Here is a 10,598-nt window from a genome sequence, read left to right on the forward strand (position 1 = left end):
GGGCACTTGAGCGCCCGGTCAGAATTATACGCTCGCTACTGGCACAGGGATGGCAGTGACTCGCCAGTCGTCGCCAACAGCGCGCATTTCAGTGATCTTGAGTTGGGGGGCTTCGCTGAGTTTCTCAAGCGGCCAGTCGAGTAAAGGCCGGGCAGCGGAGCCGAGGAACTTGCCGGCGACGAAAATCACGTATTCGTCCACCAGGCCTTGCTGGGCAAATGCGCCCGCCAGGCTTGGGCCGGCTTCCACCAAGACTTCGTTGACGCCACGGGCGGCCAGGGCCACCAGCGCCGAGCGCAGATCGACCTGGCCGTCCACACCCGGTACCACCAGGCATTCGGGGCCACGGGGGAACTGGTTTTCGGCGGTGACGCAGGTGATGACCAGCGCCGGGCCGGCCTTGAAGAAGGGTGCGTTGAGCGGCACGCGCAAACGGCCATCGATCAGCACACGCAACGGCGGACGCGACATAGCCAGGGCCGTGGTGGCTTCATCCAGGCCGAGTTCGGCGGCGCGTACGGTCAGGCGTGCACCGTCGGCCAATACGGTGTCGGCGCCGGTCAGCACCACGCTGGCCTCGGCGCGCAGGCGTTGTACGGCGGCACGCGCGGCAGGGCCGGTGATCCATTGGCTTTCGCCGCTGGCCATGGCGGTGCGACCGTCCAGGCTCATCGCCAGCTTGACCCGCACAAACGGCAGGCCATGCTCCATACGCTTGAGGAAGCCCTTGTTCAGGGCCCGCGCTTCACCTTCCAGCACACCGCTGCGTATTTCGATCCCGGCCTGGGCCAAGCGCTGCATACCGCGTCCGGCGACTTCCGGGTTAGGGTCCTGCATCGCCGCAACCACCCGCGCCAGCCCGGCACTGACCAGCGCATCGGCGCATGGCGGGGTATGGCCGTAGTGGCTGCAGGGCTCAAGGGTTACGTACGCCGTGGCGCCGCGGGCCTTGTCACCGGCAGCCCGCAAGGCATGCACTTCGGCATGGGGCTCGCCCGTGCGCACATGCCAGCCTTCGCCGACAATCTGCCCATCGCGGACAATCACGCAGCCCACACGCGGGTTGGGGTGAGTGGTGTAGAGGCCGTTGCGCGCCAGTTCGAGGGCGCGGGCCATGTAATGGGCGTCCAGCACAGCCTGTTCAGCAGAAAGTGGGTTCATTCTTTGACCGGCTCACGGGCCAGGCGGTCGATCTCTTCGCGGAACTCATTGAGGTCCTGGAAGCGTCGATACACCGAGGCGAAACGGATATAGGCGACTTCGTCGAGCTTTTGCAGCTCGCCCATCACCAACTCTCCCACCACCAGGCTCTTGACCTCGCGTTCGCCGGTGGCGCGCAGCTTGTGCTTGATATGCGCCAGCGCCGCCTCCAGCCGCTCGACACTCACCGGGCGCTTTTCCAGGGCACGCTGCATACCGGCGCGCAGTTTTTCTTCGTCGAAAGGCTGGCGGCTGCCGTCGGACTTGATCAGACGTGGCAATACCAGTTCGGCGGTTTCGAAGGTGGTGAAACGTTCACCGCAGCCAGAGGCCAGGCATTCGCGCCGGCGACGCACTTGATCGCCCTCGGCGACCAGACGCGAGTCAATGACCTTGGTGTCGTTGGCACCGCAGAAGGGACAGTGCATGGTGGCAGGCAACAAAAAAAGGGAGGGCCATGGTAGCGCATCCCCGTGGCAAGACAAGCCATAGCCTTTACGGTATATAGGCAGGCCTATATGTTTCTTATATTTCAAGCCACGGATTTTGTCCTTTCTGGAGCCGTACATGCAGTTACGACCACTTGTTTTGCTCACCCTGTTCAGTGTCCTGGTCGCCTGCAGCAGCGAAGCCCCCAAGCCGTCCACGCCCCAACCTGCGCCCGCGCAGGAGAAAAAAGTCCCAGGTATTGAAGACCTCGGTCCCCTGCCGGCCTACCAGCGTGAAATCAACGGCAGCCTGACCAATGTGCCGGCCGGCGCCGAAGTCGAGATGGCCCTGCTGGTGATCGATGACCGTTCGCGCCCGCAACAATTGCTCGCCAGCAGTGTGCTGACCGGCAACGGCAAGCCCCTGGCTTTCCGCCTGCGCTTCAACCCCGAGACGTTCCCGGCCGGCGCGCGGGTTGAATTGCGTGGCCGCGCCAGCCAGTCCGGCCAGTTGATCCTGCACCTGCCCGCCGTACGCATCACCCAGGCGATCACCCAGACCACCGGTCCCCTGGAACTCGTCAAGGCACCATGACGCCACCGTTGGACTTGCAGCGCGCCCTGAGCGCGCTGATCGGCGACGCCCAACTCGTGCCCTGCCCGCTGCCGGACACCGAGCTTTCATTGTGGCTGCTGGATGCGGACAACATGGACCGCGCCTTCAGCCCCGAGGAAACCCGACGCATCCTGCATGAGCCGCCCTACTGGAGTTTTTGCTGGGCCAGTGGTTTGGCGCTGGCGCGATATCTGGCGGCGAACCCGCAATGGGTGAAAGGCAAGCGCGTACTGGATTTCGGCGCCGGCTCCGGTGTGGCCGGAATTGCGGCGGTTAAAGCCGGCGCGCTGGAAGTGGTGGCCTGCGACCTGGATCCGCTGGCGTTAGCGTCTTGCCGTGCGAATGCCGAACTCAATGGAGTGGAGTTGCGCTACTCGGCAGACTTTTTCGCCGAAGCCGACCGCTTCGACCTGATCCTGGTCGCCGACGTGCTCTACGACCGCGCCAACCTGCCGTTGCTCGACCACTTCCTCAGCCGAGGCCGCGAAGCGCTGGTGGCGGACTCGCGCGTGCGGAACTTCCAGCACCCGGCTTATCGGCGGCTGGAGATACTCGATGCACTGACGTTGCCGGACTTGGCCGAGCCTTGGGAGTTTCGCAAGGTGAGCCTGTACCATTCGCGGCGGTAAGCCCACGCGTTACAAATTTCTGGCAATAAGTTGGCTGAGACAGAAAAAGAGTGGCTGTGGAAAATGCCCTCCCTCCGCACGAGTCCAGGGCAATCCACCCGCATGTTTTTCCAGACAATTCCGCTCATTGGCCGCCCCATAAAGGCCTTGCAAAAAGGCACGCAGCTACCTAATCTCTGCGGCAATACACCCGCCATGCCTCTGGTTGCGTCAGTAGCCAAGCACAAATTGTGCGGGTTTTTTATGCCCGGTGTTTTTTAGGCATGAGGACATTCAGCAAGCCCGCAATTGACGTTTCAGCTCAGCTGCAGCTGCTCAAGCACCGTGGGTTGAATGTTCAGGACGAGGTTCGCGCCGAGTCTTTTTTACAATCGGTCAGCTTCTTTCGACTCAGCCCCTATATGCGGCCGTTCCAGCAGCCGGAGGATGTCAACCATCGCTTTCGTGACGGCAGTCAGTTTCGTCAGCTAACTCGTCTTTACGACTTTGATCGACGGCTTCGTTTACTCACCATGGATGCCATCGAGAGAGTCGAAATTGCATCGCGCTCCGTCATCAGCAACCACATGGGGCCCGCCCATGGCAGTCACTGGTATATCAACCCATTGATGTTCCACGAAGCGTTCGATCATCAGCGGCTGCTTACGACGCTGTCCACCAAGCAATCCACAGCCATGCGTGACTTCCAGCGGGAATGCGAGCGCATCGATAGATCGCGCGCCGACGACATGAGAAAAAGCCTGCTTAAACGCCAAAGGGCAAAAGAAAGCTACGCCCGCCACTACACCGTTACATACGCCCATCCACCTCTTATGCCAGGCTGGGCCATGTTGGAAGAACTGACGCTGGGTGATTTATCCCATTTATATAAAGGCTTGGCGAAAGACGCGGACAAAAAAGCCATTGCCAAGCGCCTGGGACTTGCGGCGCCCCTGATGCAGTCTTGGCTGCACACCCTGACTACCATTCGCAACATGTGTGCCCATCATTCGCGACTGTGGAACCGGGAGCTAGGCATTCGTCCCGAACTTCCGAAGAGCGCCAACTTCTTATGGCCGGGACATCTCTTTCAGCCAGGGCCGCACACCCGCATTTTTGCAGCGCTCTGCATCCTCAATCACTTTATGCATCAATTGAGCCCCAACAGCCACTGGGACCAACGCCTGCATCAACTGACTTGCGAATTTCCCGAAGTTAGCCTGAAAGCGATGGGCTTCCCTCTCGATTGGTATAAAGACCCTTTTTGGCATGCGTCCAGCACCTGAGCACCATGCGGCTTCCGGTAGCCTTCGCCAGCCCTTATAGTTGCCCCATTCCCGCTTTATTCGAGACGCCCCATGAGTGAGCCCACGCCGTACATCTTCGACGTCACCAGCGCCAACTTCGACCAGGCCGTGATCCAGAATTCCTTCGAAAAACCCGTGCTCGTGGATTTTTGGGCCGAGTGGTGCGCGCCGTGCAAGGCGTTGATGCCGATGCTGGCGCAGATTGCCGAGAGTTATCAGGGCGAGTTGCTGCTCGCCAAGGTCGATTGCGAGGCCGAACAGGACATCGTCGCGCGCTTTGGCATTCAAAGCCTGCCGACGGTGGTGCTGTTCAAGGATGGCCAGCCGGTGGATGGATTTGCAGGTGCGCAGCCGGAGTCGGCGGTGCGGGCGATGCTGGAACCGCATGTGAAGATGCCGCCACCGGCTGCGGCCGACCCTCTGGAACAGGCGCAGACGCTATTCGCTGACGGCCGCATCAGCGAAGCCGAGACCGTGCTGGTGGCGCTGCTGGGTGAAGACAACACCAACGCCGCCGCGTTGATTCTGTACGCGCGTTGCCTGGCCGAGCGCGGTGAGTTGGGTGAAGCCCAAACCGTGCTCGATGCGGTGAAGAGCGACACCCACAAAGCCGCCCTTGCCGGGGCCAAGGCACAGATCACCTTCCTGCGCCAAGCCGCCGACCTGCCAGACGCCGCCGAGCTGAAAAGCCGCCTGGCACAAAACCCGCAGGACGACGAAGCCGCCTATCAACTGGCCATCCAGCAACTGGCGCGCCAGCAATACGACGCGGCGCTGGAAGGCTTGCTCAAGCTGTTTATCCGCAACCGCAGCTACAGCGAAGGCCTGCCGCACAAGACCTTGCTGCAGGTGTTCGAACTGCTGGGCAATGATCACCCGCTGGTGACCGTGTACCGCCGCAAGTTGTTCGCCGCGCTGTACTAATCGCCGATCCAACTGTACAGCGGCGTATCCCCGCCGCTGGCCACTTTCACCTTGGCGCTGTGGCGCAGGCGCACCAACAGGCGCTTGCCCGCCGCAGCATCCCCCGCCAAACCTTCCAGTCGATCAAGCAGTTCCAGGCCGCTGAGTTGCCCGGCGTTGCGCAACAGGTCCTGGGCGCTCTGCCATAGATCATCATTGTGCTTGACCGGCGCTACGGGCGCGGCGGGCGCGCTTGCCGTGGGCGTTGCCTGCAACTGCGCGCCGAGTCGCGCCCAATCGCCGTCGTCCAGCTCCAGGGTCAAGTCCACCGGCAGGTCGCCGATGGTTCCACGAATTCGCAACATCGTCCTTACTCCTGCATTTTTCTGACGAGCATGCTCCCATGCGGCTTGCGCAACGCCAAGCGGGCGGTCAAACTCTCGGCACTATTGTTATAAGATCACATAACAAAACTTTCATCTCCAGGAGCTTTCCCATGCGCCGTCTGTTGCTTGCTTTGCCGTTTGCCCTGCTGCCACTCGCCATTGCTCACGCCGCCGACGAGCATGACCACGATCACGAACACGGCAGCCTCGGCGCCCACGAACATGGCGTCGGCCGCCTTAACGCGGTACTCGACGGCCAGGCCCTGGAGCTTGAACTGGATAGCCCGGCGATGAACCTGGTGGGCTTCGAACACCTCGCCACCAGCGCAGCCGACAAAGCCAAGGTCGCCGCCGCCCGCAAACAGCTGGAGAACCCACTGACCCTGTTCAGCCTGCCCAAGGCCGCCGGTTGCGTGATCAGCAGCCAGGAGCTCAACAGCCCGCTGTTCGGCGACAAACCGGAAGCCGACCACGATGACGATGATGACCACGACGCCAAAGACGGCGCCCACGAGCATCATCACGATCACAGTGAAATCCACGCCCACTACCAATTCACCTGTGCCACGCCGACCGCGCTGAGCAACCTGGACCTGACCCAGGTGTTCAAGACCTTCCCCGCCACCCAGAAAATTCAGGTACAACTGATCGGCCCGAGCGGCCAGCAAGGTGTTGAAGCGACGGCCACAGCAGCCACCCTGAAGTTCTGAGTCCCCATGACCCACGCATTGATTGAACTGTCTGACCTGGGCTTCAACTGGCCCGGTCACCCACAGTTACTGGACATCCCCGCGTTCCGCCTGGAAGCGGGGGAAACCCTGTTTCTCAAGGGGCCGAGCGGCAGTGGCAAAACCACCTTGCTCGGCCTGCTCGGCGGCGTACAGAAGCCCAGCCGCGGCAGCATCCGCCTGCTCGGCCAGGAACTGACCGAACTCTCGGCCGGTGCGCGGGACCGCTTTCGCGTTGACCACACCGGCTATATCTTCCAGCAGTTCAACCTGCTGCCGTTCCTGTCGGTGCGCGAGAACGTCGAGTTGCCCTGCCACTTTTCCAAGCTGCGCGCGCAACGGGCGATCCAACGCCACGGCAGCGTCGACCAGGCTGCCGCGACCTTGCTGGCGCACCTGGGTTTGAAGGACAAAGACCTGCTGGAGCGCCGTGCCGACTCGTTGTCCATCGGCCAACAGCAACGGGTGGCCGCCGCCCGTGCACTGATCGGCCAACCGGAGCTGGTGATCGCCGACGAGCCCACTTCCGCCTTGGACTACGACGCCCGCGAAGCCTTCATTCAACTGCTGTTCGCCGAATGCCGCGAAGCCGGCGCCAGCCTGTTGTTTGTCAGCCATGACCAGAGCCTGGCGCCGCTGTTCGACCGCAACCTGTCGCTGGCCGAACTCAATCGCGCCGCCACGCCCGCAGAGGTTTGAGATGTATCTGTTTCGTCTAGCCATGGCCAGCCTGGCTAACCGCCGCTTTACCGCGATCCTCACCGCCTTCGCCATCGCCTTGTCGGTGTGCCTGCTGCTGGCGGTGGAACGCGTGCGCGTTGAGGCGCGCAACAGTTTCGCCAGCACCATCAGCGGCACCGACCTGATCGTCGGCGCGCGCTCCGGTTCGGTCAACCTGCTGCTGTACTCAGTGTTCCGCATCGGCAACGCCACCAACAACATTCGCTGGGACAGCTACGAGCACTTCGCCGCCAGCCCCCAGGTGAAGTGGGCGATCCCGATTTCCCTCGGCGACTCCCATCGCGGCTACCGGGTGATGGGCACCAACGAGTCGTACTTCGAGCACTACCAGTACGGGCGCAAACAGAACCTGGAGCTGGCCAGCGGCCGTGCCTTCGCCACCGACCCGTTCGAAGTGGTGCTCGGCGCCGAAGTCGCCGACGCCCTGCACTACAAGCTTGGCGACAAGCTGGTGCTGGCCCACGGCGTGGCGGTGGTCAGCCTGGTCAAGCACGATGACAAGCCGTTCACCGTGGTCGGCATTCTCAAGCGCACCGGCACGCCGGTGGACCGCACGCTGCATATCAGCCTCGGCGGTATGGAGGCGATCCATATCGACTGGCACAACGGCGTACCGGCCCAGGGCAAAGGCCGCATCAGTGCCGACCAGGCGCGCAACATGGACCTCACCCCCCAGGCCATCACGGCCTTTATGCTCGGCCTGAACAACAAGATTTCCACCTTCGCCCTGCAGCGGGAGATCAATGAATTCCGTGGTGAGCCGATGCTGGCGATCTTGCCCGGCGTGGCGCTGCAAGAGCTGTGGAGCATGATGGGCACCGCCGAAAAAGCCCTGTTCGTGATCTCGCTGTTCGTGGTGCTGACCGGCTTGATCGGCATGCTCACGGCGATTCTCACCAGCCTCAACGAACGCCGCCGCGAAATGGCCATCCTGCGTTCGGTGGGCGCACGGCCATGGCATATCGCGACGCTGCTGATCTTCGAAGCCTTCGCCCTGGCCCTGTCCGGTGTGATCGCAGGCGTGGGCTTGCTGTACGTGTGCATCGCCGCCTCGCGCGGGTATCTGCAGGCCAATTACGGCCTGGACCTGCCGATGTCGTGGCCCAGCGAATATGAATGGACCCTGCTCGCCGGTATCCTCGCCGCAGCGCTGTTGATGGGCAGCGTGCCCGCCTGGCGCGCCTACCGACAATCCCTGGCCGATGGCCTGTCCATACGTTTATGAGGAAGGCTTCGATGCGTCGCGTTCTGTTTGCGTTATTGCTGCTGGTGGCGGTGCCCGCCTGGGCGGAGGATCAGCCCAAGGACCTGTCCTGGCAGGAGATGATCCCGCCGGACGCGCCGCCGGAAATTCCCAACATGAAACCGCTGCACAACCTGTCGAACATGGCCGATGCCTTGTCCGTCGAAGCGGCGCCAGCGGCCAAGCAGGATCTGCCCAATGCGCCGGTGGTGCAGAGCCTCGATGGCCAGCACATCCGTCTGCCCGGCTATATCGTGCCGCTGGAAGTCAGCGAAGAAGGCCGCACCACCGAGTTCTTGCTGGTGCCGTATTTCGGTGCGTGCATCCACGTACCCCCGCCGCCATCGAACCAGATCGTGCATGTGAAAAGTGAAGTCGGGGTGAAGCTCGATGAGCTCTACCAGCCGTACTGGATCGAGGGCGCGATGCAGGTCAAACCGTCCACCAGTGAACTGGCCGATGCCGGTTACCAGATGGATGCCGAAAAGATTTATATCTACGAACTGCCGGAATAACGCTGATCGCCCTTTCATTGAGCTGAGTCAAAAGACCGGACGGAACGATCTTTACCATTGGACGTACAACTTTTAAACGTCCTCTGGAGCTCCCATGAACAAGTCCCTGCTCGGCGCGTCCCTCTTCGCGCTCGCCCTCGTCGCCCCGGTTGCCCACGCTCACGAAGCGGGCGACATTCTGATTCGTGCCGGTGCAATCACCGTGAACCCGAAGGCGGACAGCAGCACCGTCAAGGTTGACCAGGGCCCACTGGCCGGCGCCAATCTGGGCGGCAAGGCGACCATGAGCAGCGACACCCAACTGGGCTTGAACTTCGCCTACATGCTGACCAGCCACGTCGGTATCGAACTGCTGGCCGCCACACCGTTCGAGCATGACGTAAAAATCAAGGGCACCGCCCTCGGCGCCGCCAACGGCAAGCTCGGTACGCTGAAACACCTGCCGCCGACCCTGAGCGTCGTGTACTACCCACTGGACAACAAATCCCCGTTCCAACCGTACGTAGGCGCCGGTATCAACTACACCTGGATCTACGACGAACACGTCGGCAGCCGCGCCTCCGAAGCCGGTTTCAGCAACTTCAAGGCCGAGAACTCCTGGGGTTGGGCTGCGCAGATCGGCGCAGACTACATGATCAACGACAAGTGGATGATCAACGCCCAGGCGCGCTACATCGACATCAGCACCAAGGCCACCGTGGAAAACAACGCCGTGGCACCTGGCACCCGTGCCAAGGTCAATGTGGACGTGGACCCGATGGTTTACATGGTGGGTATCGGCTACAAGTTCTAAGCAACACTGCATAACCCATGTGGGAGGGGGCTTGCTCTCGATAGCAGCGTGTCAGTCAACAGATTCATTGACTGATACACCGTTATCGGGAGCAAGCCCCCTCCCACATTTGCTTTTGTGTTGTATCAGCTGTGGCGATAGAACCGGTCGAGCAACGCCGGGAGCCCCGCCCGCCAGGCCCGGGGCTTGATGCCGAAGGTGTGGAGGATTTTCTTGCAGGCCAGCACCGCATGCTGCGGTTCGTCTGCCGCATCCGGCCGGGCCGCGTGGGCCTGGGCGGTGGGGGCTTCGATGGCCAGCGAGTGGTAGCTGCGCGCCTCGGAGAGGATCGCCTGGCCCAGCGCCAACGGCGTGGTCGCCTCATGCCCGGCGTAGTGGTAAGTGCCCCACAGCGGCGCCGCGCAATCGAGTTGCTTGAGTACCGAAATGATCACCCGCGCCGCATCGTCCACCGGCGTCGGGTTGCCGCGACGGTCATCCGCCATCAGTAACTCATCCGGTTTTTCGGCCCGCGCAAGAAAGCGCCCGAGGGTGCCGTCGACGCTGTCATCCAGCAGCCAGCCAAAACGCAACAACACGTGTTGCGGGCAAGTGGCGCGCACGCTCTGTTCGATACGCCACAACGCCTGGCCGCGCAGGCCCAGGGGCACCGGCTCGTCCTTTTCGCTGTAGGCAGTGGCGCGGGAGCCATCGAACACGCGGTAGCTGGACGGTTGCAGCAAGGTAATGTTGTGGTGCTGGCACAGTTCGGCCAGGCGTTCGATGGCGAACTCCTGGGCGGCCAGGCGGGTTTCGCTGACGGCTTCGGCCTGGAACCAGTCGAAATAGTAGGCGAGGTTGATCAACGCATCGGGACGGGTGTCGTCGAGCAATTGGGTGAGGCTCGCGGCATCCCAGCCGTCTTGGGGCGGTTTGGGTGCGAGGAAACCAATGTCTTCCTCTGCACCGAGGCGAATCAGCGCCTGCCCGAGGGCATTCCCGCCGCCCAGTAACATAAGGCGCATTCGCATAGATTGAGCAGGCCCGGTCTGTTTGGAACGATGGTTATTGTCGGCAGGCGGGTGAGGCATGCCGTAGGGTTATTCCAGAATCCTTGCATTTTGCGGGTTTGTAGCGCAACCGTCACGGAT

Annotated in this window: 13 protein-coding genes; 9 read left to right on the top strand and 4 right to left on the bottom strand. The window is 62.1% G+C overall.

Annotation, left to right across the window (positions count from 1 at the left end; all coding sequences use genetic code 11):
• Positions 1-24: 24 nt before the first annotated feature.
• On the bottom strand, positions 25-1,161 hold the full coding sequence (gene ribD / locus AD670_RS23990) for a bifunctional diaminohydroxyphosphoribosylaminopyrimidine deaminase/5-amino-6-(5-phosphoribosylamino)uracil reductase RibD (RefSeq protein ID WP_053138243.1): 1,137 nt from the start codon (positions 1,159-1,161) through the stop codon (positions 25-27).
• Positions 1,158-1,628, bottom strand: a complete 471-nt coding sequence (gene nrdR, locus AD670_RS23995; protein ID WP_027605190.1) for a transcriptional regulator NrdR — start codon at positions 1,626-1,628, stop codon at positions 1,158-1,160. Before nrdR ends, ribD begins: the two co-directional genes overlap by 4 nt.
• 139 nt (positions 1,629-1,767) lie before the next feature.
• Here nrdR and AD670_RS24000 point away from each other — a divergent pair, with 139 nt between their 5' ends.
• The 4 genes from AD670_RS24000 (at position 1,768) to trxA (ending at position 5,083) form a co-directional block, all read left to right on the top strand.
• Complete coding sequence (locus AD670_RS24000; RefSeq protein WP_053138246.1) at positions 1,768-2,223, top strand: YbaY family lipoprotein; 456 nt, start codon at positions 1,768-1,770, stop codon at positions 2,221-2,223.
• Positions 2,220-2,873 (top strand): methyltransferase, encoded by a 654-nt coding sequence (locus AD670_RS24005; protein WP_053138249.1) that lies wholly within the window; start codon positions 2,220-2,222, stop codon positions 2,871-2,873. The genes AD670_RS24000 and AD670_RS24005 overlap by 4 nt, the downstream gene beginning before the upstream one ends.
• Positions 2,874-3,136: 263 nt before the next feature.
• Positions 3,137-4,138, top strand: a complete 1,002-nt coding sequence (locus AD670_RS24010; RefSeq protein WP_053138252.1) for an Abi family protein — start codon at positions 3,137-3,139, stop codon at positions 4,136-4,138.
• Between the two features lie 72 nt (positions 4,139-4,210).
• Positions 4,211-5,083 (top strand): thioredoxin, encoded by an 873-nt coding sequence (gene trxA, locus AD670_RS24015; RefSeq protein WP_053138255.1) that lies wholly within the window; start codon positions 4,211-4,213, stop codon positions 5,081-5,083.
• Here trxA and AD670_RS24020 read toward each other — a convergent pair.
• A complete protein-coding gene (locus AD670_RS24020; protein WP_053138257.1) occupies positions 5,080-5,427 on the bottom strand; it encodes a hypothetical protein in 348 nt (115 codons plus the stop codon). The two genes, trxA and AD670_RS24020, sit on opposite strands and share 4 nt — an antisense overlap.
• Before the next feature lie 131 nt (positions 5,428-5,558).
• Here AD670_RS24020 and AD670_RS24025 point away from each other — a divergent pair, with 131 nt between their 5' ends.
• From AD670_RS24025 to AD670_RS24045, 5 genes are all read left to right on the top strand, one after another.
• The gene (locus tag AD670_RS24025; RefSeq protein ID WP_053138259.1) at positions 5,559-6,158 is read left to right on the top strand and encodes a DUF2796 domain-containing protein; all 600 of its coding nucleotides are present in this window, start codon (positions 5,559-5,561) and stop codon (positions 6,156-6,158) included.
• 6 nt (positions 6,159-6,164) lie between these two features.
• The gene (locus AD670_RS24030; protein ID WP_053138261.1) at positions 6,165-6,875 is read left to right on the top strand and encodes an ABC transporter ATP-binding protein; all 711 of its coding nucleotides are present in this window, start codon (positions 6,165-6,167) and stop codon (positions 6,873-6,875) included.
• Between the two features lies 1 nt (position 6,876).
• A complete protein-coding gene (locus AD670_RS24035; protein WP_027605183.1) occupies positions 6,877-8,142 on the top strand; it encodes an ABC transporter permease in 1,266 nt (421 codons plus the stop codon).
• Between the two features lie 11 nt (positions 8,143-8,153).
• Complete coding sequence (locus tag AD670_RS24040) at positions 8,154-8,675, top strand: DUF3299 domain-containing protein (RefSeq protein WP_053138264.1); 522 nt, start codon at positions 8,154-8,156, stop codon at positions 8,673-8,675.
• A 94-nt stretch (positions 8,676-8,769) separates the two neighbouring features.
• A complete protein-coding gene (locus AD670_RS24045) occupies positions 8,770-9,468 on the top strand; it encodes an OmpW family protein (RefSeq protein ID WP_053138267.1) in 699 nt (232 codons plus the stop codon).
• Positions 9,469-9,593: 125 nt separating this feature from the next.
• Here the strand turns inward: AD670_RS24045 and AD670_RS24050 are convergent, their stop codons facing one another.
• The gene (locus AD670_RS24050) at positions 9,594-10,478 is read right to left on the bottom strand and encodes a sugar nucleotide-binding protein (protein ID WP_053138340.1); all 885 of its coding nucleotides are present in this window, start codon (positions 10,476-10,478) and stop codon (positions 9,594-9,596) included.
• Between the last annotated feature and the right edge of the window lie 120 nt (positions 10,479-10,598).

Origin of the sequence: Pseudomonas sp. MIACH (assembly GCF_001269925.1) — a bacterium.
Taxonomy (GTDB): Bacteria; Pseudomonadota; Gammaproteobacteria; order Pseudomonadales; family Pseudomonadaceae; genus Aquipseudomonas.